The 24,532-nt window shown below is 32.8% G+C and carries 18 protein-coding genes and 3 pseudogenes; 16 read left to right on the top strand and 5 right to left on the bottom strand.

Going from position 1 to position 24,532, the window contains the following annotated elements:
- Positions 1–65: 65 nt before the first annotated feature.
- Positions 66–968 (bottom strand): LysR family transcriptional regulator, encoded by a 903-nt coding sequence (locus JG537_RS05525; protein WP_074482092.1) that lies wholly within the window; start codon positions 966–968, stop codon positions 66–68.
- A gap of 282 nt (positions 969–1,250) precedes the next feature.
- Here JG537_RS05525 and cpsA point away from each other — a divergent pair, with 282 nt between their 5' ends.
- From cpsA to JG537_RS05455, 15 genes and pseudogenes are all read left to right on the top strand, one after another.
- A complete protein-coding gene (gene cpsA, locus JG537_RS05520) occupies positions 1,251–2,732 on the top strand; it encodes an LCP family glycopolymer transferase CpsA (protein WP_199544215.1) in 1,482 nt (493 codons plus the stop codon).
- Complete coding sequence (cps4B, locus tag JG537_RS05515; RefSeq protein WP_132869835.1) at positions 2,733–3,464, top strand: capsular polysaccharide biosynthesis protein Cps4B; 732 nt, start codon at positions 2,733–2,735, stop codon at positions 3,462–3,464.
- Positions 3,465–3,472: 8 nt separating this feature from the next.
- Entirely contained in the window at positions 3,473–4,162 is a 690-nt protein-coding gene (locus JG537_RS05510; protein WP_132869836.1) for a Wzz/FepE/Etk N-terminal domain-containing protein, read from the top strand.
- A 14-nt stretch (positions 4,163–4,176) separates the two neighbouring features.
- Positions 4,177–4,917, top strand: a complete 741-nt coding sequence (locus JG537_RS05505) for a tyrosine-protein kinase (protein ID WP_132869837.1) — start codon at positions 4,177–4,179, stop codon at positions 4,915–4,917.
- Positions 4,918–4,955: 38 nt separating this feature from the next.
- Positions 4,956–6,332 carry a sugar transferase gene (locus tag JG537_RS05500; protein ID WP_199544213.1) on the top strand — a complete coding sequence of 459 codons (1,377 nt, stop codon included), beginning with the start codon at positions 4,956–4,958 and terminating at the stop codon, positions 6,330–6,332.
- Between the two features lie 53 nt (positions 6,333–6,385).
- Positions 6,386–7,798: a flippase gene (locus tag JG537_RS05495; protein WP_199544543.1), complete on the top strand. Its 1,413-nt coding sequence runs from the start codon at positions 6,386–6,388 to the stop codon at positions 7,796–7,798.
- A gap of 8 nt (positions 7,799–7,806) precedes the next feature.
- Positions 7,807–8,922 (top strand): UDP-galactopyranose mutase, encoded by a 1,116-nt coding sequence (glf, locus tag JG537_RS05490; protein WP_199544211.1) that lies wholly within the window; start codon positions 7,807–7,809, stop codon positions 8,920–8,922.
- 10 nt (positions 8,923–8,932) lie between these two features.
- On the top strand, positions 8,933–10,108 hold the full coding sequence (cps2T, locus tag JG537_RS05485) for a beta 1-4 rhamnosyltransferase Cps2T (protein ID WP_199544540.1): 1,176 nt from the start codon (positions 8,933–8,935) through the stop codon (positions 10,106–10,108).
- Positions 10,109–11,119, top strand: a pseudogene (locus JG537_RS05480) (NAD(P)H-dependent glycerol-3-phosphate dehydrogenase); the annotation flags it as partial.
- 57 nt (positions 11,120–11,176) lie between these two features.
- Positions 11,177–11,569 (top strand): glycerol-3-phosphate cytidylyltransferase, encoded by a 393-nt coding sequence (gene tagD, locus JG537_RS09750; protein WP_043878653.1) that lies wholly within the window; start codon positions 11,177–11,179, stop codon positions 11,567–11,569.
- Positions 11,570–11,579: 10 nt separating this feature from the next.
- The gene (locus JG537_RS05475) at positions 11,580–12,401 is read left to right on the top strand and encodes a LicD family protein (protein WP_199544206.1); all 822 of its coding nucleotides are present in this window, start codon (positions 11,580–11,582) and stop codon (positions 12,399–12,401) included.
- Positions 12,401–13,405 carry a Stealth CR1 domain-containing protein gene (locus JG537_RS05470; RefSeq protein WP_199544539.1) on the top strand — a complete coding sequence of 335 codons (1,005 nt, stop codon included), beginning with the start codon at positions 12,401–12,403 and terminating at the stop codon, positions 13,403–13,405. Before JG537_RS05475 ends, JG537_RS05470 begins: the two co-directional genes overlap by 1 nt.
- Before the next feature lie 30 nt (positions 13,406–13,435).
- Positions 13,436–14,611, top strand: coding sequence for a hypothetical protein (locus tag JG537_RS05465; protein WP_199544204.1), 1,176 nt, complete (start codon positions 13,436–13,438; stop codon positions 14,609–14,611).
- Between the two features lie 29 nt (positions 14,612–14,640).
- Positions 14,641–15,693 carry a glycosyltransferase gene (locus tag JG537_RS05460; protein WP_199544202.1) on the top strand — a complete coding sequence of 351 codons (1,053 nt, stop codon included), beginning with the start codon at positions 14,641–14,643 and terminating at the stop codon, positions 15,691–15,693.
- 412 nt (positions 15,694–16,105) lie between these two features.
- Positions 16,106–17,316 (top strand): annotated as a pseudogene (locus JG537_RS05455) (hypothetical protein).
- A gap of 39 nt (positions 17,317–17,355) precedes the next feature.
- On the opposite strand, the pseudogene JG537_RS05450 reads toward JG537_RS05455, so the two are convergent.
- The 4 genes and pseudogenes from JG537_RS05450 to JG537_RS05435 form a co-directional block, all read right to left on the bottom strand.
- Positions 17,356–18,533, bottom strand: a pseudogene (locus tag JG537_RS05450) (transposase).
- A gap of 6 nt (positions 18,534–18,539) precedes the next feature.
- Entirely contained in the window at positions 18,540–19,394 is an 855-nt protein-coding gene (locus JG537_RS05445; RefSeq protein ID WP_199544200.1) for a class C sortase, read from the bottom strand.
- A complete protein-coding gene (locus JG537_RS05440; RefSeq protein ID WP_199544199.1) occupies positions 19,391–20,224 on the bottom strand; it encodes a class C sortase in 834 nt (277 codons plus the stop codon). Before JG537_RS05440 ends, JG537_RS05445 begins: the two co-directional genes overlap by 4 nt.
- Entirely contained in the window at positions 20,221–21,057 is an 837-nt protein-coding gene (locus JG537_RS05435; protein WP_199544197.1) for a class C sortase, read from the bottom strand. Before JG537_RS05435 ends, JG537_RS05440 begins: the two co-directional genes overlap by 4 nt.
- Before the next feature lie 275 nt (positions 21,058–21,332).
- Here JG537_RS05435 and JG537_RS05430 point away from each other — a divergent pair, with 275 nt between their 5' ends.
- Positions 21,333–24,524: a Cna B-type domain-containing protein gene (locus JG537_RS05430; protein ID WP_199544195.1), complete on the top strand. Its 3,192-nt coding sequence runs from the start codon at positions 21,333–21,335 to the stop codon at positions 24,522–24,524.
- Positions 24,525–24,532: the final 8 nt, after the last annotated feature.

The raw sequence follows: 24,532 nt of genomic DNA, 5'->3' as shown, positions 1-24,532 counted from the left end.
AACCTTTCATAATATCTTATCAAAAACGCCAATGATTTTATAATCATTGGCGTTTTTACATACTCTTAAAAGGTTGTTTCTTCCAAAAGATAGTCAATGAAACGTTCGCCCATTTTAGAAAGGTTAGCTTTTTCGTGGCGAATGTAGACAATATCAATCATATCTTCAACATCAAGTGGAATAGATACAATATCATCTCCGTTTAAGTTGCTGTTTAAGATACCAGTCGCAATGGTATAGCCATCAAGACCAATCAAAAGATTGAACAGTGTAGCACGGTCACTAACAACGATTGATTTTTTGTGCGGAATTTGAGATAGAATCTCTTCAGAGAAGTAGAATGAGTTGTGAATTCCTTGATCGTAGCTTAGGTAAGGGAAATCTTCAAGATCTTCCATAGTCACGAGTTTTTTCTCAGCTAACGGGTTGTTTTTGCTGACGAAAATGTGTGGACGTGTCTTAAAAAGACTTGTATAAGTCAAGTGATTGTCGTCAAACATCTTAGTCAAAACGTCGCGGTTATAGCTGTTTAAGAATAGTACTCCGATTTCTGAACGAAAATTTTTGACGTCATCGATGATTTCATATGTTCGGGTTTCACGAAGAAAGAGTTCATAACGTGACATATCAGTTCCCTTGAGTAAAGAAACGAAAGCATTGACCACAAAAGCATAGTGTTGAGCAGAGACACTAAAGAGTTCACGATTGGTATTTTTACTCTTGTAACGTTCCTCAAGAAGTGCAGTCTGTTCAAGGATTTGACGCGCATAAGATAGAAATTCGACACCATCTTTTGTTAAGGTAATTCCTTTAGGATTTCGAATAAAAATTTCAATCCCCATCTCACGTTCCAAATCACGAACAGCATTTGACAAACTTGGTTGAGTAATAAAGAGTTGCTTGGCAGCTTCATTCATACTGCCCGTTTCCACGATTTTAACGATGTAATGTAATTGTTGTATTCTCATAGCCTTAGTTTAGCTCAAAATCGCAAATCCCGCAAGATAATAATTTGTTGACAGTTTGTAAATTTTTGTAAAGATAAATAGTTGATAAATTGTATTAGAATTCTTTTTAAAAGCCGAATCTTCTCTTTTAAAAGGAATTTTTATGAGAAATAAGTTGTTTTCTATCTATTTTTTAATTGTTAGATATATATTTACTACAATATTTCAAAAAATTTAGAAATTGAAATAAAATTTATAAAGTGCTAGAATGTTAATAATCACTAAGAAAAAATGGAGTTAAAAATGTCGACCCAATCACGCCGTAATCGGCAGCGTGAGAACTCACGTAAGCAGATTCATTTTAGTAGTCTATCTATTGTTAATAGTTCACTCTTATTCTTGTACACTCTTTTATCAGGAATTACAATATATGTCATGTATACACATAATATTCTGGCATTTCGTCATATAAACCTTATTTATACTCTTGTTCTAGCTGCAGTGTTTTTAATAGGTTTAGTCTTGACTATTCTAAAAAAAGGGAAGGTTTTGACAACTGTTTTTATGGTTGTTTTCGCTATTATTTCAGCTATTTCTTTATTTGCTTTTAAATCATTGGTTGATGTGGCTAATGATATGAATAAATCAGCCTCATATTCAGAAATTAAGATGAGTGTTGTGGTGCCAGCAGATAGTTCTATTTCAGATGTGACAGAATTATCAAGTGTTCAAGCACCGATTAATGCTGACGGTAGTAACATTGATGCCTTAATCTCACAAATCAAATCTGACAAAGGTGTTGATTTAGCGACAGAAACAGTAGATTCTTATCAAGCCGCTTATGAAAATTTGATTAATGGTTCAAGTCAAGCAATGGTTTTGAACAGTGCTTATTCAAGTTTGCTTGAGCTATCATATGATGATTACGAATCAAACTTGAAAACAATTTATACTTATAAAATTAAGAAGAGTGTTTCAAGCGAAGCAAAATCATCTGATGCTAATGTCTTTAACATTTATATTAGTGGTATTGATACCTACGGTTCTATTTCAACCGTTTCACGTTCAGATGTTAATATCATCTTGACAGTTAATATGAATACGCACAAGATTTTGATGACAACAACACCACGTGACTCATATGTTCAAATTCCAGACGGTGGTGCAGATCAATACGATAAACTGACACACGCTGGTATCTATGGTATTGAAACATCTGAAAAGACACTAGAAAATCTTTATGGTATTGATATTGATTATTATGCCCGTATCAACTTTACATCATTTGTGAGTCTTATTGATGCTGTTGGTGGTGTAACAGTTTATAACGATCAGGCATTTACAAGTCTCCATGGTAATTATAATTTTGAAGTTGGTAATGTTAATTTGAGTTCAGGAGAAGAAGCTCTAGGTTTTGTTCGTGAACGTTACAGTCTTACAAATGGTGACTATGACCGTGGAAATAATCAACTTAAGGTTATTCAAGCAATCATTAATAAATTAACATCATTTAGTTCAATTTCAAATTACTCAACAATTATTTCTACCTTGCAGGATTCTGTTCAAACGGATATTTCATTAGATACAATGATGAGCCTTGCTAATGCTCAGCTTGATTCAGGTAAGAAATTTACAATTACATCACAAGAAGTAACTGGTACAGGTTCAACAGGAGAGTTGACTTCTTATGCCATGCCAACTGCAAGCCTTTATATGATTCAGTTGGATGATTCTAGTGTAGCAAGTGCATCACAAGCCATTAAAGATGTTATGGAAGGTAAGTAGATGATTGATATTCATTCGCATATTGTTTTTGATGTAGATGACGGACCAACTACTATTGAAGAAAGTTTAGGTTTGATTGGGGAAAGTTATCGTCAGGGCGTGCGTACGATTGTCTCAACGTCACATCGTCGCAAAGGAATGTTTGAAACACCAGAAGATAAGATTTTTGCTAATTTTAGTCATGTCAAAGAAGCTGCTGAAGCCAAATATGAAGGCTTAGAAATCTTATATGGTGGCGAACTCTACTATAGTAGCGATATTCTGGAAAGACTGGAACATCATCAAGTTCCAAGAATGAACGATACACGTTTTGCATTGATTGAGTTTAGTATGACAACACCATGGAAAGAGATTCACACAGCACTTAGCAACGTGATTATGCTTGGAATCACACCAGTTGTTGCTCATATCGAACGCTATAATGCGCTTGAATTTAATGAAGAACGTGTTAAGGAATTGATTAACATGGGGTGTTATACACAAATTAATAGCTCACATGTTCTCAAACCAAAATTGTTCGGTGATAAATACCGTCAATTCAAAAAAAGAGCACGTTATTTCTTGGAAAAAAATCTTGTTCATTGTGTCGCAAGTGACATGCATAATCTCGGACCAAGACCGCCATTTATGGGCGAAGCTAGGGAAATCATTACAAAAGATTTTGGACCAAATAGAGCTTATGCTCTTTTCGAGGGAAATCCTCAAACCTTATTAGAAAATAAAGATTTATAGGAGTTAATATGAATTCAAATGATAATGCAAGTATCGAGATTGATATCCTCTACTTGCTAAGAAAACTTTGGAGTAGAAAATTTTTCATTATTTTTATTGCTCTAGTTGTCGGGACAGTAGCTTTGCTTGGTAGTATCTTTTTTATCAAACCTAAGTACACATCAACAACTCGTATTTATGTTGTGAGCCGAAGTAGTGATAGCAACTTGACTAATCAAGATTTGCAAGCAGGTTCTTATCTTGTTAATGACTATAAAGAAGTCATTACGTCAAATGAAGTTTTGTCATCTGTCATTAGCCAAGAAAATCTTTCTCTTTCAACAAGTGAATTATCAGATATGATTTCTGTAGATATTCCAACAGATACACGTGTCATTTCAATCTCTGTTGAAGATACAGATGCACAAGAAGCAGCTGATATCGCTAATACGATTCGTGAAGTTGCTGCTGAAAAAATCAAATCTGTAACCAAGGTAGATGATGTAACAACTTTAGAGGCTGCCGAAGTCGCTAGCAAACCATCATCACCAAATATCAAACGCAATGCTGCTTTAGGTGCACTTGTTGGTGGCTTTTTGGCTATCGTTGGTATTCTTGTGCTTGAAGTGCTTGATGATCGTGTTCGTCGTCCAGAAGACGTCGAAGAAGTGCTTGGTATGACACTTTTAGGAGTTGTACCAGATATTGATAAATTATAAGGAGAAAAATTGTAATGCCACAATTAGAATTAGTGAGAGCTAAAGCTCAAATGGTTAAATCTATGGAGGAATATTACAATTCTATCCGTACCAATATTCAATTTAGTGGACGTGCTTTAAAAGTAATCACGTTGACTTCTGCTCAACCTGGCGAAGGAAAATCAACAACGTCTGTTAACCTTGCAATTTCTTTTGCGCGTGCTGGCTTTCGGACACTTTTGATTGATGCTGATACACGTAATTCAGTCATGTCAGGAACGTTTAAATCTAATGGACGTTATCAAGGGTTAACAAGTTTCTTATCTGGAAATGCAGAATTGTCAGATGTTATTTGTGACACAAATGTTGATAATTTGATGATTATCCCTGCTGGGCAAGTCCCACCAAATCCGACATCATTGATTCAAAATGATAACTTCAAAGCGATGGTTGAAACTGTTCGTGGACTTTACGACTATGTTATCATTGATACACCACCGCTTGGTTTGGTTATTGATGCTGCTATCCTAGCACACCATTCAGATGCTAGCTTGCTTGTAGTAAAAGCGGGAGCTGATAAACGTCGTACAGTTACAAAACTAAAGGAACAATTGGAACAAAGTGGTTCAGTGTTCCTTGGCGTTATTTTGAATAAATATGATATTCACTTAGATAAGTATGGTTCATATGGTAGTTACGGTGGGTATGGTAGCTATGGCGATTACGGAAAAAGTGACGAAAAATCAAAAAATGGTAGAGGTAAACGAAAAAAATAGCTGATACTTTTACCATAGAGTAGGGAACAGGGAGTTATATGTATAGCGAAGATTCGAAAAAGAAAGTTTATTACCTTTTGTCGGATATTGTGGCTTTAGTGGTAAGTTACCTCATCTTAGCGCAATTTTATCCTTATCACCTTTTTGATAGTAAATTCTTTGCAGTTGTTTTTGGAATTTTGGTTGTAATCGTTAGTGTCTTGAACGATGAATACTCTTCAATTACAAATCGTGGTTATTTAAAAGAATTGAAAGCATCTGTAATTTATGGTATGAAAGTTTTAGTTTTGTTTACTTTTGTACTGACGCTTGGTAAAATTCGTTTTATCCATGACATTTCACAGATGTCTTATTTCTTCTTGGGGCAAATATTTATTCTAGTAAGTCTTTTTGTCTTCATTGGACGTATTTTAGTTAAGAGTCTTTTCAAAAGTCATGCAACGGATATTAAACAGGTATTGTTTGTTACAGATTTTACGAATGGTAAGGAAGTCATTAAAGAACTTAATAATTCCAATTACCATATCGCTGCTTATATCAGTCGTCGTGATAATCCTGACATTTCACAGCCTATCTTAAAAAGTACTAAAGAAATTAGAGATTTTGTGGCAAATCACCAAGTTGACGAGATATTTGTTGCCAGAAATCACCAAGATGATTTTATAGAATTTGCTCATTGTTTAAAATTATTGGGAATTCCAACGACAGTTGCTGTTGGGAATTATTCGGACTTCTATGTTGGAAATAGTGTTCTTAAAAAACTTGGTGATACGACCTTCATAACGACAGCATTTAATATTGTGAAATTCCGTCAGATTGCTTTAAAACGTCTTATGGATATTGCAATGGCTTTAGTTGGCTTAGTGATCACTGGGATTGTAGCCATTGTTATCACACCGATAGTTAAGAAACAATCACCAGGACCTCTAATTTTCAAACAAAAACGTGTCGGTAAAAACGGTAAAGTTTTTGAAATTTACAAATTTAGAAGCATGTACACCGATGCCGAAGAACGCAAAAAAGAATTACTAGCACAAAATGATTTGGATACTGACTTAATGTTTAAGATGGAAGATGACCCTCGTATCTTCCCATTTGGACATAAGTTACGTGATTGGTCACTTGATGAATTACCACAATTTATCAATGTCCTAAAAGGTGAAATGTCTGTTGTGGGCACACGTCCACCAACGCTTGATGAGTATCATCACTATGAGTTACATCATTTCAAACGCTTAACAACCAAACCAGGAATCACTGGCTTATGGCAAGTTAGCGGTCGTAGTGACATTACCGACTTTGAAGAAGTCGTGGCACTTGATATGAAGTATATCCAAAACTGGAGCATCAGTGAAGATATTAAAATTATTGCCAAAACATTTGGAGTCGTACTAAAAAGAGAGGGAAGTAGGTAGAGTTGATAGTAGAAAAAAATAGGAAAAGAAGCTCCGTAAAATTAAACATAGTTATGAATTTTATTCTGACTATGTCAAATTTTATTTTCCCATTGATAACTTTTCCATATGTATCACGTGTTCTTTTGCCTGTCGGAACAGGTAAAGTTGCTTTTGCAACGTCAATAGTTTCATATTTTTCAATGGTTGGTATGTTAGGAATTCCAACCTATGGTATTAGGGCATGTGCAAAAGTTAGAAGTGACAGAAACAAATTATCAAAAACTGTTCAAGAAATTATGGTGATAAATTCTGTTGCGATGGGATTATCAATGCTTGTCTATATTATTGCCATAATCTTAGTACCTCGTATGGCACAAGATAAGGTTCTATTTATGATTAATATTGCTACTCTATTCTTTAATTTGATTGGCTGTGAGTGGCTGTATAAAGCATTGGAGCAGTATTCTTATATCACAATCAGATCAATTCTTTTGAAATTAGTTTCACTTGTTTTAATGTTCTTGATGGTACATCAAAAAAGCGACTATGTCATTTATGGTGCAATTACTATTTTGGCAAGTGTCGGATCTAACTTCTTTAATTTTATTAACTTACGACGTTTTCTTAATCTAAAATGGTATCCTAATATGAACCTTAGTCAACATATAAAACCTATTTTTAGTTTTTTTATGATGACTATTGCAACTACTGTATATACTAATCTTGATTCAGTAATGCTTGGATTTATGAAAGGTGATGAAGCAGTAGGATATTATAATGCTGCTGTAAAAATAAAAACAATACTTGTTAGTTTGGTAACGTCTATGGGAGCTGTTCTTCTTCCTAGATTATCTTTTTACATTAAGGAAGGAAAGACTAAAGAATTTAAAGAATTAACCGTTCGTTCTTTACAATTTGTATGTTTTGTATCAATCCCTTTGTGGGTCTATTTTTCAGTTTTTGCTAAGGAAGGTATTTATTTTTTGTCAGGTGATGCCTATACAGGTTCAATACTTCCTATGCAAATTATTATGCCTACACTTTTCTTTATAGGAATTTCAAATTTATTAGGTATTCAAATATTAGTTCCAATGGATAGAGAAAATGATGTCTTAAAATCGGTTTCCCTTGGTGCGATTGTCAATCTAATAATAAATGCTATTTTTATCCCTAGATTTGGAGCCTCAGGTGCGGCATTTGGTACCTTAGTTGCTGAATTCTTTGTCACAAGCTATCAAATCTATGTATTACGTGACTTTTTGAAAGAAATTGTGGCTAATGTCAAATTATGTAAAAATATCATATCTACTTTATTAGCTACTATTCTTGTTTTAATAGCAAATACATTATTTATTAGTAATATTTCTTCACTCTTTATGGTGCTAGTTATTTCGGCTATTATTTTTGGGCTGATTTACGGCTTAGTAGGATTGTTGCTAAAAGAAGAATTTACTATGTACTTACTACATTATATGAAAAAATAGGAGATTTTATGTCAAATTATGATTATTTAGTTGTCGGTTCAGGGTTATTCGGCGCGATTTTTGCACACGAAGCTGCTAAAAAAGGAAAAAAAGTTAAAGTTATTGAAAAACGTGATCATATTGCAGGGAATATCTATACTAAAGAAGTAGAAGGTATTCAAGTGCATGAATATGGCGCACATATTTTCCATACTTCTGATAAGGAAATCTGGAATTACATTAATCAATTTGCAGAATTTAATCGTTATACAAATTCTCCGATTGCTAATTATAAAGGTGAAATTTATAATCTTCCTTTCAATATGAATACGTTCAATAAACTTTGGGGAGTTGTAACACCAGCAGAAGCACAGGCTAAAATTGATGAACAACGTGCCGTTCTTAACGGAAAAGAGCCTGAAAATTTAGAAGAACAAGCTATTTCACTTGTGGGAACAGATATTTACGAAAAGCTTGTCAAAGATTACACTGAAAAACAATGGGGTAAAGCTTGTACTGAATTGCCAGCCTTTATCATTCGCCGCTTGCCAGTTCGTTTGACTTATGACAATAACTACTTCAATGATACTTACCAAGGTATTCCAATTGGTGGTTATACACAAATCATTGAAAAAATGCTAGCACATGATAATATTGATGTCGAAACTGGCGTAGATTTCTTTGATAACAAAGATGGCTATTTGAAAGAATTTCCTAAAATTGTCTTTACAGGAATGATTGATCAATTCTTTGATTATCAACTTGGTGAGTTAGAATACCGCAGCCTTCGTTTTGAAACAGAACTCCTTGATATGGAAAATTACCAAGGGAATGCTGTCGTTAACTACACAGATTCTGAAACACCATACACTCGTATTATCGAACATAAACACTTTGAATTCGGAACTCAAGAGAAAACTATTATCACGAAAGAACATCCTAAAACTTGGGAAAAAGGTGATGAGCCTTACTACCCAGTAAATAACGATCGTAATAATAATCTTTACCAAGAATATAAGAAACTCGCAGATGCGCAAGGAAATGTTATTTTTGGTGGGCGACTTGGACAATATCGTTATTATGACATGCACAAAGTCATCGAAGCGGCTTTGGAATGTGTGCGTGAAGAAGTGGATGAAGGATAATTGAGTGAAAATGAAAAGTGTCTATATTATAGGTTCTAAAGGGATACCTGCTAAATACGGTGGGTTTGAAACCTTTGTAGAAAAACTAACTGAAAATCAAAAAGATAAAAATATCAAATATTATGTGGCATGTATGCGAGAAAACTCTACTAAGTCAAATATCACAGATGATATTTTTGAACATAATGGAGCAACTTGTTTTAATATTGATGTGCCAAATATTGGTCCAGCGCGAGCAATTGCCTATGACATCGCTGCTCTAAACAAGTCGATTGAAATTGCAAAAGAAAATGGTGATGTTAATCCAATCTTTTATGTTTTAGCTTGTCGCATAGGACCATTCATTAATCATTTTAAAAAGCAAATCCACTCTCTTGGTGGTCAATTATTTGTTAATCCAGATGGACATGAATGGATGCGTCAAAAATGGAGTGCACCTGTTCGTCGTTATTGGAAAGTTTCTGAGTCGTTAATGGTAAAACATGCCGACTTATTGGTATGTGATAGCAAGAATATTGAAAAATATATTCAAAATGACTATAAAAAATATTCACCAAAGACAACGTATATTGCTTATGGAACAGAGCTTGAAAAATCTAGTCTCTCTTCAAAAGACCGTGTCGTACGTGAATGGTTTTCAGAAAAGGGAGTTTCAGAGAATAATTATTACCTTGTTGTTGGACGATTCGTTCCAGAAAATAACTATGAGGCAATGCTTCGAGAGTTTATGAAGTCAAATACAAAAAAAGATTTTGTATTGATTACTAATGTTGAACAAAATGCCTTTTACGAAAAACTGAAAAAAGAAACAGGTTTTGACAAAGACTCTCGCATTAAATTTGTAGGAACTGTTTATAATCAAGAACTTCTTAAATATATTCGTGAAAATGCATTTGCTTACTTCCACGGTCATGAAGTTGGTGGAACTAATCCATCATTATTAGAAGCATTATCTTCAACTAAATTGAATCTTTTATTAAATGTAGGATTTAATAAAGAAGTTGGTGAAAATGGAGCGATTTATTGGGATAAAGATAATCTTCACAATGTTATTGAGGAATCTGAAACTTTATCACAAGAACAAATTGATGAATTAGATAGACTGTCAACAAAACAAGTCCAAGAACACTTTAGTTGGGATTTTATTGTTGATGAGTACGAAGGATTGTTTGGGGAGTTTGATTAATTGTTTTCAATAGGTGTTATTGGTGCTGGAACATGGGGATTAGCTTTAGCACGTATACTTTCATTGAACGGGAATAATGTGACCGTTTGGTCAGCTATCCCATCAGAAATTGATGAATTAGTAGAAACACGTCAAAATAATAGATTGCCTGACATGGTTATTCCAGATAATATTGTTTTTACAAAATCAATTGAAGAAGTTTGTAAAAAAAGAGATATCATTTTATTTGCCGTGCCATCTGTATTTGTACGTGAGACAGCAGCAAAAATTCGGGAGTTTATTCCTAAAAATCAAATAATTGTTGATGTAGCTAAAGGAATCGAGAAAAAAACTCACTATATGTTATCAGAAGTGATTACAACTGAAATAAAGAAAGATGGGAAACATGATAACATTGAAGTTGTAGCTTTATCTGGTCCTACACATGCTGAGGAAGTTGCACTTGACTTGCCAACTACCATAGTATCTGCTTGTGAAAATGAAACCGTTGCTAAATTGGTTCAAGATATTTTTATGAGTGAAAACCTACGTGTTTATACTAATAATGACATCAAAGGCGTTGAACTATGTGGGGCGCTAAAAAATATTGTAGCACTAGCTGCAGGAATTTCTCAAGGACTAGGTTATGGTGACAATGCTAAGGCAGCGTTAATTACAAGAGGAATGTCTGAAATTAAACGTTTAGGTTTAGCGATGGGATGTTTAGAAAGCACTTTTGAGGGACTTGCTGGTGTTGGTGATCTAATCGTTACAGCAACTAGCAAACATAGCCGTAATAATAAAGCTGGGCAACTCATTGGTCAAGGACACTCAGTTCAAGAAGCACTGGATAAAGTTCAAATGGTTGTAGAGGGCGTTAATGCGCTGCCAGCAGCTTTAGAATTATCAGATACTTATCAGATTGAACTTCCAATTATTTTTGCCGTCAACGATATTATTAATAAAGGCTGTAATCCAGCTCAAGTAGTAAAAGAATTGATGAATCGAGATAAGAAATCTGAATGTGAAAAATCAATTTTAGATATCACTTTTGAAAATACAATACTAAAAAATAAAAGGGGAAACGAGATGAAACGTGTGATTACCTATGGAACATTTGACCTTCTACATTATGGACATATTAATCTTTTAAAACGAGCTAAAGCTTTAGGAGATTATCTTGTTGTTGTTATTTCATCAGATGAATTTAATTGGAATGAGAAACAGAAGAAATGTTATTTCAGTTACGAACAACGTAAAGCCCTAGTTGAAGCTGTTCGTTATGTAGACCTTGTCATTCCTGAAACAAGCTGGGAGCAAAAAAAATCTGATGTTCATGAGTATCATATCGATACATTTGTCATGGGGGATGACTGGAAAGGTAAATTTGACTTTCTTGAAGAAGAAGGTGTAGAAGTTGTCTATTTACCACGCACGCCTGAAATTTCTACAACACAGATAAAAAAAGATTTGAATAAGTAAAGGGATAACCATGGAACCAATTGAAAAATTACATAAAATTGATTTAGAAATAGTAAAGAGTGTCATTGAAGTTTTTGAAAAATATGATTTAAAATATTTTATGCTTGGCGGTACGATGCTTGGTGCGATTCGTCACGGCGGTTTTATTCCATGGGATGATGATATTGATTTGGGAATGCCTCGTAAGGACTATGAGAAATTTTTGAAAGTTGCAGAAGATGAGCTACCTAGTCACCTACAAATTGTTAACTACAAGAATACCCCATCATATCAATATTATATTACAAGGGTTCAAGATACAAACGTTAAGGTAATTGAGGAACGTATCGGTAATGACTCGAAGTTTACTTTTGCATCAATTGATATTTTTCCAATTGATGGTACCCCAAATAATAAATTACTTAGGAAAATATATTATTTTAGAGTATTGACCCACAGAGCATTAATGTCATTGCATTATAAAGATTCAATCGATAGGAAGCGAAAACGTGGAAAACTAGAAAGTGCTTTTCTTTGGGTAATGGAAAAAATTCCTTTTGAAAAAATAATTAATCCATATAACGAAAAAGAGAAAATTGATAGATTACTTTCACATCAAAATATTGATAATTCTAATTACATAGGTAATATCATGGGAGCTTATAGAACACGTGAGATAGTTCCAAAAGAATGGTATGGTGAGGGAACAAAATATAAGTTTGAAGATATTGAACTTATTGGATTTGATAACTATCACGAGTATTTGAAATACACATATGGAGATTATATGGAGTTACCTCCTGAGGATAGCCGTAAAACACATTATAAGATATTGGAAGAGGATAATATGTAATGGAAACTGATAACAAAGTGGATATTGTATTATTGTGGGTTGATGGTAATGATAAAGAGTGGCAGGAGGAAAAGAATAAATATCTTCCTAAAGAAAAAAGAATTGACTCTACCACAAGTGAAATTCGATTTAGAGACTGGGATAATTTACAGTATATTTTTAGAGGAATTGAAAATTTCATGCCATGGGTTAATAAGATACATTTTGTAACCTATGGACATTTACCCAAGTGGTTAAATTTAAAAAATCCTAAATTAAATGTTGTCAGACATGAAGATTTTATTCCAAAAGAATATTTACCAACTTTTAATTCACATACAATAGAGTTGAACATGCACAGAATTCCTAACTTATCTGAAAACTTTATTGAGTTTAATGATGATATGTTTGTTATACAAGAAACTAAGAAGGAAGATTTCTTTGTTAATGGAAAGACAAGAGATATTGCAGCTTTAACGCCATTTGTAATTAAGCCCAATGGAATAGCACCAATAGTTGTAAATAACTTAGAGATTATTAATAAACACTTTGGTATGGGAGACATAAAAAAGAATAAGAAAAAATGGTTTTCACCACTTTCAGGAAAACTTTTATTGAGAACATTAGTATTCTCTAACTGGTCTGCTATAAATGGGATTTATGAGCCTCATTCGCCGATACCTTTTAAAAAATCAACTTTTTCTGAAGTTTGGAACAAAGAATTTGATGCGCTCCATGATACATGTAAATGTAAATTTAGGGATAAGAGAAATGTTAGTCCTTGGTTAATGAGAGACTGGCAGTTGATGAAAGGCGAATTTGAACCAAGAAATATCAAATTCTCTAAATATACTGTATTGCCTAATAATAAAGAATTAATTATTGAAACACTAAAAAATCCGCAGAAATGTAAAATGTTGTGCATAAATGATAGCTTAGATATCGGTAACTTTGAGACTATTCAAAAAGATGTAAATGCAGCTTTGAATCAATTATTACCTAATAAATCAAGTTTTGAAGTGTAAAAAGAATTTAATAAGGAGTAATTGAATTTTATGAAATTAAAGATAAGAGTTCCTGAATTTCTTTATATACTTAGTTATAGTTTTTATTTAATTGGTAAGATTTTGAGTGTTTCAACTATTCCAACGGTGTTTCCGTTATTTCAGACTTTTGTGAATTATTATTATTACCTTTGTGTCATACTATTATTAGCAAAAGTTGTTATTGATAGAAGTTTCTCCTTTAATAGTTTAGTGAAGTCAAGTTTGCTAACAGTATTAATAATAGTGAGTGCCATTTCTTCGAATAATTTAAAGTATTTAAGTTACTTCTTTTTACTAATTTTATCAACAAAAAATGTTGATATCAGAAATGTGATTAAATATTTCTGTGGAGTTTTGAGTTTCTTATTAGTTTTAGTATTTATTGGATACTGGTCAGGAGTACTTCCAAATTACTATGCTATCTCAGGCGGTAGTTATCGTAATGCTCTCGGATATAATTACATTACCTATGCTCCCAATTTATTCTTTCATTTGGAGTTAGCATATTTATATGTAAGAGGCAATAAAATAAGATTTAGAGAACTATTGTTCTTGTTTGCAATTAGTTTTTATTTGTATGTGAAAACTAATACTGATTCTGCATTTTATTTAGGAACTTTAGCAATTATTTTAGTTTTATTTTTAAAATTATTTAAAATTAAACCTGAATTTAAAAACTGGCTTACGAATTTTACTGATAGGTGGTTACTATTAATAAGTGCAATAGTTCCGATTGCGTTATCGATTCTTTATGGAACAAAATCAAATTTATTTAAATTATTAGATAGTATTTTAAATAATCGTCTGAGATTAGGATATGAAGCGATTAATAATTATGGAATCAAGTTGTTTGGACAAGAAGTTGAAGTAATAGGAACGAAAGTTAGTGGTACTGTTCTTAAGTATGACGAAAGTTATAATTTTATTGATTCTTCGTTTTTGAGGATTTTACTCACCTATGGAGTTGTAATTCTTCTTTTCTTAATTATTTCTTATATTATATTGGGATATAAGAATCCATATAGAACCATTACATATTCAGTTTGCTTTATGATTTTAATACTTCATTCAATTTGGGATCCACAGTTTTTCGATATTTTCTATAATCCATTTTTAATTTTTATCGGAGTATTATTTTCACAAACGAATGATGACATTAAGCATGCTATATCAAGTAGGTATTAATAAATTAAGTTTAAAAAGAAAGGTTTTAGATGAAATATTATCTAAGTGAAGAAATTCTTTATACATATAATAAAAAAAATGCTGGTAATAAGGCAAGAGATGACGCAAATGAAATTCTAACTAATGAGGGTTATAGTCCCCTAAAGGTGAGCATTAGCGATTTGGATAAATTATCGACCTTGAAATCTCATAAAAAGAAATATGACACTCTTAAATCGACATTCTCGATTTTAAAGCCTAATGATGAAATTGTTATTCAATTTCCATTAATCTATCATACAATTTTTCTTCCTCAATTATTAACCGCATTGAATAAGAAAAATGTAACAGTGAAATTCTTGATTCATGATTTAGAAAGTCTCCGAATCCTTTCTTCAGATTCAAAAATTACATTAAAACAGAGAATTAGATTAAATATTCAAGAAAAATTTAGTTTGAATAAAGCTGATAAAGTTATTGTGCATAATACGAAGATGCAACAAACCTTGGTTGAAAGAGGTTTTTCACCTGATAATTTAGTTACTTTAGAAATTTTTGATTATTTAATTCCAAATTTCCATTTAGATAAAACGAAGAAAAATTTTTCTAAAACATTTATTGTAGCTGGAAATCTTATTAAATCAAAATCAGGCTATTTGTATAATTTACCTGAAAATATTGATTTTAATCTATATGGAGTAGGTTATGATGAAAAAGCTGGAAGTCAAAATATTTCATATAAAGGTTCATTTTTGCCAGATGAGCTTCCTTCTAAGTTAGAAGGAGCATTTGGTTTGGTTTGGGATGGTCCTGAATCTACTACTTGTAGCGGTGTTTTTGGTCAGTATCTCAAGTACAACAATTCACATAAGGCTTCACTATATTTAGCTTCGGAGTTTCCATTAGTTGTATGGAAACAATCAGCAATGGCTGATTTTGTACTAAAAAATGAATGTGGTATTGTTGTAGAAAGTCTTTATGATTTATCTGATAAGATTGATGCGATGAGTAGTAAAGAATACGAAAAACTTATTGATAATACTAAAGTAGTAGGTAAAAGAATCAGAGAAGGTCATTATTTATCTTCAGCCTTAAAGAAATAGGTTGCCAAATAGCTTTATTTTTTTCAACTTGGCGCACTTTATAATCAAAGGTGTGTAATTGAAACGGATTAACAAAGCAGTCAACTTTTTAGACTGGACTTCGACAAGGAGTCCTTTTCTTTTGATTTTAATATTTTTAATCATCTAATTTCTAGAAAGTAACGATAGAACTTAACTTCCAATTATATTACTTTTACACTTGCTAAGCTCTTTTCTAAGTGTATTTTGTATATATTATATGGGAATTACTTTTCTTGTGATTTTAATTAGTAGAATCATCTCTTACTTATCATCGTTCGTTTTTTGTCTTTCTTTGCTAACTTCCTTCTCTTTTTCCAAGCATATGTTTTATTAGTAGTAACAGATTGTAATAAAATTGTAATATTGATAGATAAAGGTAGTGGTGGAAGTGATGGAAAATACTAATTCAAATAATCATCGATTGTTGATTCAGAAGTTACTTGTTAGTATTCATTACTTGACACTTTTCAGAGATGAGATTGTTTTGGTTGAAAAGACTCCGTCATTGTTGGGGACGTCTTTTTCGCCGTATGTGGTTCAATCAGAATTGGGTGAAATTTTGGCGGCTGTTGAAGCGCTTTCTAAGCAAGAAAAATTGATTAAATCAACATTTTGGTATGATGAAGCATCTTTCAGATTGATGAATCATTCTTTGGATATTGTCGGTAATTGGATTCGTGGGATTGATAATGTTTTAGAAATCTGTGAGTCAAAATCTGTTTTTCAAGCGATTCTTGGTGATAAGCGCCAGCGTGTTTTTGGCGTGCTGATTGATGTTTTTCTTCAATTCGAATTACCAATTTATCAATCAAGGAAGAATCAGAATACCCTATTTTAGTTGACCCTTTGCAAGCGGTAGAATATCAAAAAAGAGAAACGAAAAAAGCCGAATTATTGGCTAAAATTGATGCCTTGACCCCTAGAAAATCAGAACAGAGTCTTGAAGTTGATAAAGACAAAGATATCCGAGATGCTCCTATCCTTGAGAATAAAGAAGATGAGCTTGTAGTTGAACCGCAATCAGTTGAGCCAGAGGTTGACGAGGAAGAGCCCTATAATGATGTTGAAGAAGAGGTTGCTAGTGTTCAGCCTGAAGTTGCGGATGCTACCGAATCGGTAGCTGAGGTCGAAGAAGAGTTTAAAGAGACAAAGAATGTGTCTGATACCCCTCTTGCTACGCTTCTTGATGAGGAAGAGTCAGAGCTGGAGCTTACAGAAATTAGTCGTGAGGCTGCTATCAAGCAATTCCGTCATTATCTTTTTGACCATAAAGGGATGATTTATGTTGCAGATGCTCAAGATGATTTAAAACGTGAAATCAAATTTTACAATGCATTTGATCGTTTTGAGGGTGCTTTTGATGAAATATCAGATATTCTAGTTCTTATGGAAAAAATCTTAGAAGATTTGGAAGAACGTGACGAAGAAACATTTGATGACGAAGGAAACTTAACGAGTGAGCCAACAGAACCAATTTTTCTTCTTATTTATGGACAAAATCCATTAATGGAAGATAGTCGCTTTGAAAGTCTTTTATCGGAGCTTCAGCACTTTTCAAATCGTTCAGATTTACACATTTCAGCCTACAAAGCTTATGAATAAAAATAAATGGCTCTTTGTCAACTGTAGTGGGTGGCAAAGTTAAGCTCTAGCGAGAACAAATGATGTTCTCGCTTTTTTGCTTTTCAAAGTGAGGTAAATGCGTTTTTTAAAGTTGTCAAAGTTCCTGTAACCAAAAGCGTTTCGTTTAATATTTTTGATGAGCTTGTTGGTTGCTTCAAGTTTGACATTAGAAAAGGATGATTAAGTTGAGGTAAAGCTTCCTGAATTAATCCAAAAAATTGTTCGATATTTTTTTCTTGTAAGTGGAAAAGAAGTAATTGATAAAGGTTGTAGTATTTTTTAAATTGCGGAACGTGTTTAAAAATCTTGTCTAAACACTCTTTAGGCGTTAACGTTTCTCTGAAAGTCCTTGAATAAAAAGCAATATGCGATAGTTTTCGACTATCCTTTTGAATGAGTTTCCAGTAATATTTTAGAACACGATATTCAAGAGATTGCTCAAATTGTTTCATTATTTGAATACGTGTCTGTTTTAGTGCTCTGTCATGTGTTGGACAATGTGAAAACGGTCAAGAACAATTTTAGCGTTTGGGAGTGAAACAGTCTAGGAATAGACTGTTTCAGCCTGAGCCTAGAAACTGGAGAGCGAAGCAACATGATTAAAGGGATGTAATTACCAGACATGTCCATAGTAACGATTTTCACTCCTTTTGAGCTTCTTTAGAGTATTTGAAAAAGTGATTGCGAATGGTTGTTTGTCGTCTGTTATCAAGGATCGTAATGATTTTCTTCGTGTTATAGTCTTGAGCAATAAAAGCTAGTTTTCCTTTTTGATAAGAGAATTCATCCCAAGACAGTACTTCAGATAAGGTTGAAAAGTTATCCTTGAACTGAAATTGTTTAAGCTTACGATACACAGTTGAGGTAGAGATGGCAAGTTTTTCAGCGATGTGCGTTAAAGGTTCTCGATTAAGTAAGAGTTGAGCTGTTTTCTGCTTCACTAGCTCAGAGATTTGACAGTTTTTCTTGACAATGTTTGTTTCGATACGGTCACTTTACGGTAGTCTTTGTATTGAAATTTTCTCTTTTAAACGAATGAGACTAGGCAGTCCGTTTATCACAATAAATGGAATCTTAGAAGGCTTTTGGAAGTCGTATTTAATTTGCTTTCCCTTGCAATAATTGCACTTAGGAGGGGGATAATCTAGTGTAGCTATGATCTCTATATGATAGTGGAAAAGAATAGTATGTAGCATAGAGAACTATTCTTTTAGTTGTTTCACCAGCTGGTAGAACTTTTTTCCAAAATAAACTAATAGGGAAAAACTTAGGATAAGTATAAGATATGGAGAAGAACGTTTGATTTTAAATAATGTAGAATTATCCTTACTTGTGATGACATTTAAAATAGATGTTTTATTAATTGTTTTTTGTGGTACTTGGTAGGTTGTTTCTACTCTTTTTGCATTAACAAGATAGCGTTGATTATACTGTGGAGCATTAGTACAGGTCATTAGAGTAATAGTGTCTTGACCTGAGATTGGTTTCAGTTTATTGCTATCATATTCATCAATTATCTCTTTACTGTAAACCGAATAGATTAATGTTTGGTTTAAAAAAATGATAAAGATTTTATCCCCCTTTTTTAATTCTGGAATAAAATTAAAAGACATATTGTTGTAAGTAATCCTATGACCTGCAATAATAGGACGTTGTCCTTTAATTCCCAAAGGTGCACCTGTTCCTACTAAAGTGGCGACACCTTTAGTCAATTTGTTATAATCAGCATCAAGGTATAAATCAAAACGTTGTCCTAAAGAAGGAATGACAATTTGTCCCCATACTTTATTTGTATCAAGCACAGTAGAGTATGGACCATTTTGTCCATTCTTTTTTTTTTCCGTAAAAACATCCCGTATAGGAGTAGAGATAGTTGTTTCTTTTATGGCACTATAAATTCTTTTGAGATTTACTTGACTATTCTCTTGGTAAGTGATAAACGCTTGATTAGTTTCTAGTTGTGCGATATCATAGTGAACCATTAATACGAACGGATAACTTAAGATTATTAGACCAATTAGTAAGAGACTGAGTCCAAATATTTTTTTCTTTTTCATAGCTTTCTTCCTTTTTTACATATTAGTCGACAAATCAAATAAACAATAATTCCCAAAAGAAATAGTGATATGATAACGATAAACCATTTATATTGACTAAAGAAATTAATCTGACTATCTTTAGCGACTTTTCTTTTTGGTAAATTGATACGTTCTCCACGAACTAATAATCGATGTGAATTTATCATATAGGGTGTACAAGTTAATAGTGTTGCATAATCATGATAATCATCTACTAGAATCGGTGTAAAATCATCAGGTTCAACTATTAATATTTGATCAACCTTATAAGCTAACGTCTCTTTGATATTAGTAATATAGAAAAAATCTCCGATCTTTAATTTATTGAGATCTGTAAAAAGACGTGCAGTTGGAAGCCCACGGTGAGCCGTAATAACTGTATGTGTACCTTTACCCCCGATTGGAAGACTAGTTCCTTCAAGGTGACCAGCACCTTTTTGTAAAACGTTTTCACTAGTTCCTGCTCTAATAGGGATTTTTTGATTGATTTTAGGAATAGTAATGTAACCAATTTTTTCTTGTAATTGAATCATTCGAGCATATTCAGCAATCCCAGCTTTTTCTTTATTTGTAAATGGGTCACCTAATTTTGCAGGTGAAAGAGTTCGATTATAAGCTTTAGCTAATTCAATACGGTGTCGTATTTCATAAGGATTTACTTTTTTACACTCTTCTTCAAATTGATTTGTCTCTTGTTTAGAAATATATTGATAGTAGGTTTGACTTGCGAAAGGAAAAAAAATAGTAAATAAGCCAATGGTGATTAAAACACGATAAAGAAATTTTCCGAATTTAATTGGTTGCTTCATGCCATCCTCCTATCTTTTGCTGATAGTCTTTTTAATTTCATTTTAAAAAGAACAAATGAGAGGATAAGAATAATAAAACTAATAGCAAAATATAGTATTGGAATATTAAAAATTGCTGTTCTTAAATTCGCTTCCTTATCTTTTGGATGATAAGGAACACGGTGTCCTCTAACGAGAAGGCGATGAGAATTAATCATGTAAGGTGTGCAAGTTAAGAGAGTTACATAGTCTTTCCCGGGTATGATAGCTAATTTATCAATTTGTGTAGGTTTAATTACGGTGATAGAATCAACTTGATATGCTATGACTTCCTTAATATTAGTAATAAAAAACTTATTACCTATTTTTACTTTGTTTAAATCTGTAAATAAACGATTTTTGGGAAGCCCTGTATGTGCAGTTAAGACAGCATGAGTATTTTTACCACCGATTGGAAGACTAGTTCCTTCAAGATGACCGACACCTTTTTGAAGAACATTTTCAGAGGTACCTGCAAAAATCGGAAGATTAACACCAATAGCTGGAATAGAAATACTTCCAATTTTTTCATTGATTTCTAGCATTCTAGCATATTCTTTTAGTCCTTTTTCTATCTTTTCTCTAGTATATGGATCTGTAATGGTAATGTTTCGTAAAGATTTATTATAGTCTCTTGCTAAGGCAATACGATTAGAAATTTCTGATTCTGATAAAGCCTTAGAGCCAGAATTGAAGTCAATGATTTCTTGTTTGTTAATAATATTATAGTAAATTTGGCTAACAACAGGATAACAGATGATTAATATACCAAGAATAATGATAAACGATGTTAAAACCCTTATAATCTTTTTCACTTTTATACCTCCTCGTCAACTCCTATCTTCACACCTCATTCTATAAAAAATGATATAGAAAAACAAATAAAATAATAAAATAGGGTGTTTTTAAAAAGAAAATGTAGGTAAAAAAATAAAAAAGCATAACTCTTATGAAATTTTCAGAAAATAATTGGTGGATTGATGAAAATGAATAAATAATAAAAGAAAGTTGTGGTTTTAGTTTTCTTTTTTTTAAAAAAGTATTACAATATAGCTAGGAGTTGAAGGATAATACCATAAGGAGGTTGAAAATGAAAGAGAGAGTGAGCGTTTGTAAATTTACTTATTTAAGTTTTTTTTTAAAAAAAATATTAGATAGCAAACAAATAGTTATATCGGGTTTTCTTTCGATTATTTTAATTTCTTCCGTTCTGTTATGTCCTATTGTATATGCAATAGATAGTAGCAAGGGATTGTCTCAATCAGAAAATGTGGTTCAACAAGAAAAATCACAAGAAAAGGAAGTTGCAATTTTCTTAAAAAATAAAAAAACAGATGAAAATATCAATAATGTAGGTATTGAGATTCGAGAAAGGGATAGTAATAATATTGTTGAAAAATGGGCGACAAGTGATGAAATTAAAAATATTAATCTAAAGATTAACAAAGAGTATCTTATTAAAGTTAACAGTGTTAAAGGATATGATGCTTTTGATGATGAAATATTTAAGATTGATGAGAACGGTGATGTTTTTGTTTTATCGGATGGTAATCAGTGGGATAAAGAAGAAAAATCCGGGACTTTGATTTTGTCAATGATACCAAGTATAGATTCTGGAAACGATAAAACGACGAATGATGATTCATCGGACAAAGAAAATACACTTAAGGCTGAAGAAAAGAAGATTTTAACAGTTACTCTTCCTAAGATAAATGTTTATGATGCTGAGGATAATACAAAAGATTGGTATCCTGCTTCCTTTATGTTTTATAAGGAGAGTGAACCTGAAATGACATTGGCAAGTTGGGTAAGTGCAGAAGACTCTCCGACACTTGATTTAGAAGTTGGAGTAGTTTATGATTTGAAAGAATCTGATGTCTATCAATTTCAAGATAATGATAAACCTATAAAAATTAGAATCACTGCAAATGGTAAGTTTGAACAGTATATAGATGATAGTTGGAAAGAAGTAGATGTTATCAATATTGCTATCAAAAAGTTAAAACGTTCTAAACTATTAAGTGCTTCACGTGGTATCACCCAGCCTGAAACAATTACAGAAGGTGACATTGCCCCTTTTAATAATATGCAGATTATTAAAAATATGCCATCAACTTCTAGAGTAGAAATTATAGATGTTGGTAGTCAAGTTGACAGCTATGTTCGTGTATCGGGAGGTAATCAAACACAGACAAATAATAGAGTTCATGGTGGTGATTATAGGATTGAAGATACTGGCTATGGACTTGATCCTAATATTAGAAAGGCCATGGATAATAGTTCCAGAACAGCGATGTTAGTGAGATTTAAACCTTCAAATTGGTCTGATAGAGGGTATCAAACAGATCCAAATTCTGGTTGGAGCGAATCTGATTTGTCGTTAGATACAACAGGAATGTGGGTTAAAGTTAGATACACTGATGCAGCTTATTATGACGGACAGTTGGTAGATGCAATTGCTACAATTAAGGTTACACCCTATAAAAACAGAACAATCAATATTAACAATGGTAGTGAGTATTACTCTGCTTATTCACAGTATTATCCACTTATTGAAATTAGTGACTTGTTATTTGGTGGTTGGGTTTGGCAGAATGTTAATAAATTTCAGGTTGACTTGCAGTTTGTTCCAAGAGGAGGTGACGAAAGTCAAGCTATACTTATGCCTGAGGGTGATTTAAATAGTAAAAATGCTGCTTATTACACTATCAATTCGTTGGATCCTCAACGTGAGCCTTCTTGGGATTATCCGAATCCAGCAGCTTATGGGCCTGAATCAGTTGTACCAGCTGAGGGAACTGTATCTGGTGCTTATGTAGTTCCAAATTCTAATATTGTTACATCATATGCAGGTGGACCAAACGGTAATCAAACTGCCTATAATGGGGGTACTACACCTTGGGGAACAGTTGCCGGACGTGAGTCGATTGATGATGTTCCTGGATCCGATACGTGGTCGCTTAACTCTGTACTTTTCACAACTTCAGCAACGACACATGTCACTGTAACTCTTGGAAATCTTGAAAGGAGTCCAGTTAGTCAGCGCGTTCCACGTACGAATTATGTATGGGCAACAATTAGTACGGAGGCCTTTACTAATAATTTCGTTAAGTATATTGATATTCCAATTCAAAAAGTTTGGCAAGACGAAGAAAATAGCCATGAATCAGTGACTATTGATTTGTATGCAGTCTGGACTGCAGATGGAAAAAAAGCAGAAACACTTATTCAATCTCAAACATTGAGTGATGAGAATAATTGGAATACAGTCTTCAAGCAGGTACCAGATCAAGAATCTTTGGAAAAGATAATTCGTCAAAACTTTACTCAGGATGCAAGAGAGATCCATTATGATGTTCGGGAACGTGAGATTTCCTCTGATTATCAGCCCTCTTATAGCGGAGATTCAACTGCGGAGACTGGTTTTACGGTAACAAATAAAAAAGTCAAAACTGGCCTAACTATTACTAAAAAATGGCAAGAAAATGGCGCTGCTATTGATAATGAATCTACAAAGGATTTTGGTAAGATAAAAGTGACTTTAAAGCGTAAAGTTGGTAATTTAGTTGATGCTACTTTTCAACAAGATGTTGAACTCTTATATGATACTGATGGTACTAAATCTTGGAAGAAGTCAATTGATGGGCTACCAATAGCAGATGAAAATGGTGTAAAATATACCTATTTTATTGAAGAAGATATGAGTACCATTCCTGATTTCTTCTATATTAAGGATTATTTAAACAATGGTATTGAATTATCACAAACAAAGGATAATAATCATTTGGGTGTAACAAATAATCGTGAGAGCAGTCAATTAATTATTCAAAAAAAATGGTACAACAAAGATGGAAAAGAAATAAGTAATGAAAAATTACCAGAATCTTTGAGCGTAAAACTTTACCGAACAACAGATGGCTCAACTAATAATGGTGAGTTATATAAAGAAGTAAGATTGAAACGTCAAAATAATGACGGAAAATATACCTGGAGAATAACTGAATCAGTACCAGTTCGTGATAGTGGTGGAAGTTATTACACTTACTACATCGAAGAAGATGTTCCAAAAGAGTATTTGGAAATCAGTGATGATAATGATAAATTTATAAAATATTCAGATGATAATGCTACATCCGATGTAACATTGACTCTCAAGAATAAAGTGAATCCTACCTATCCGGTAACGGGTGGTATCGGTATATTACCATTTATCTCGATTGGGTTAGTTATATTATTAATGGCAGTAATGTTATATTACATGCAAAATAGAAAGGAAATTTAGGAGGAAGG

Source organism: Streptococcus vicugnae, assembly GCF_016461705.1.
GTDB classification, from domain to species: Bacteria; Bacillota; Bacilli; order Lactobacillales; family Streptococcaceae; genus Streptococcus; species Streptococcus vicugnae.
This window is presented reverse-complemented; position numbering and strand designations above follow the sequence as displayed.

What these genes read in the sequence shown, in the direction of transcription:
- cpsA (WP_199544215.1), top strand. Translation starts at nt 1,251, where the DNA reads ATGTCGACCCAATCACGCCGTAATCGGCAGCGTGAGAACTCACGTAAG.
- tagD (WP_043878653.1), top strand. Translation starts at nt 11,177, where the DNA reads ATGAAACGTGTGATTACCTATGGAACATTTGACCTTCTACATTATGGA.
- JG537_RS05470 (WP_199544539.1), top strand. Translation starts at nt 12,401, where the DNA reads ATGGAAACTGATAACAAAGTGGATATTGTATTATTGTGGGTTGATGGT.
- JG537_RS05445 (WP_199544200.1), bottom strand. Translation starts at nt 19,394, where the DNA reads ATGAAAAAGAAAAAAATATTTGGACTCAGTCTCTTACTAATTGGTCTA.
- JG537_RS05495 (WP_199544543.1), top strand. Translation starts at nt 6,386, where the DNA reads ATGAATTTTATTCTGACTATGTCAAATTTTATTTTCCCATTGATAACT.
- JG537_RS05465 (WP_199544204.1), top strand. Translation starts at nt 13,436, where the DNA reads ATGAAATTAAAGATAAGAGTTCCTGAATTTCTTTATATACTTAGTTAT.
- JG537_RS05475 (WP_199544206.1), top strand. Translation starts at nt 11,580, where the DNA reads ATGGAACCAATTGAAAAATTACATAAAATTGATTTAGAAATAGTAAAG.
- JG537_RS05525 (WP_074482092.1), bottom strand. Translation starts at nt 968, where the DNA reads ATGAGAATACAACAATTACATTACATCGTTAAAATCGTGGAAACGGGC.
- JG537_RS05460 (WP_199544202.1), top strand. Translation starts at nt 14,641, where the DNA reads ATGAAATATTATCTAAGTGAAGAAATTCTTTATACATATAATAAAAAA.
- JG537_RS05440 (WP_199544199.1), bottom strand. Translation starts at nt 20,224, where the DNA reads ATGAAGCAACCAATTAAATTCGGAAAATTTCTTTATCGTGTTTTAATC.
- JG537_RS05505 (WP_132869837.1), top strand. Translation starts at nt 4,177, where the DNA reads ATGCCACAATTAGAATTAGTGAGAGCTAAAGCTCAAATGGTTAAATCT.
- glf (WP_199544211.1), top strand. Translation starts at nt 7,807, where the DNA reads ATGTCAAATTATGATTATTTAGTTGTCGGTTCAGGGTTATTCGGCGCG.
- JG537_RS05510 (WP_132869836.1), top strand. Translation starts at nt 3,473, where the DNA reads ATGAATTCAAATGATAATGCAAGTATCGAGATTGATATCCTCTACTTG.
- JG537_RS05500 (WP_199544213.1), top strand. Translation starts at nt 4,956, where the DNA reads ATGTATAGCGAAGATTCGAAAAAGAAAGTTTATTACCTTTTGTCGGAT.
- JG537_RS05430 (WP_199544195.1), top strand. Translation starts at nt 21,333, where the DNA reads ATGAAAGAGAGAGTGAGCGTTTGTAAATTTACTTATTTAAGTTTTTTT.
- cps2T (WP_199544540.1), top strand. Translation starts at nt 8,933, where the DNA reads ATGAAAAGTGTCTATATTATAGGTTCTAAAGGGATACCTGCTAAATAC.
- cps4B (WP_132869835.1), top strand. Translation starts at nt 2,733, where the DNA reads ATGATTGATATTCATTCGCATATTGTTTTTGATGTAGATGACGGACCA.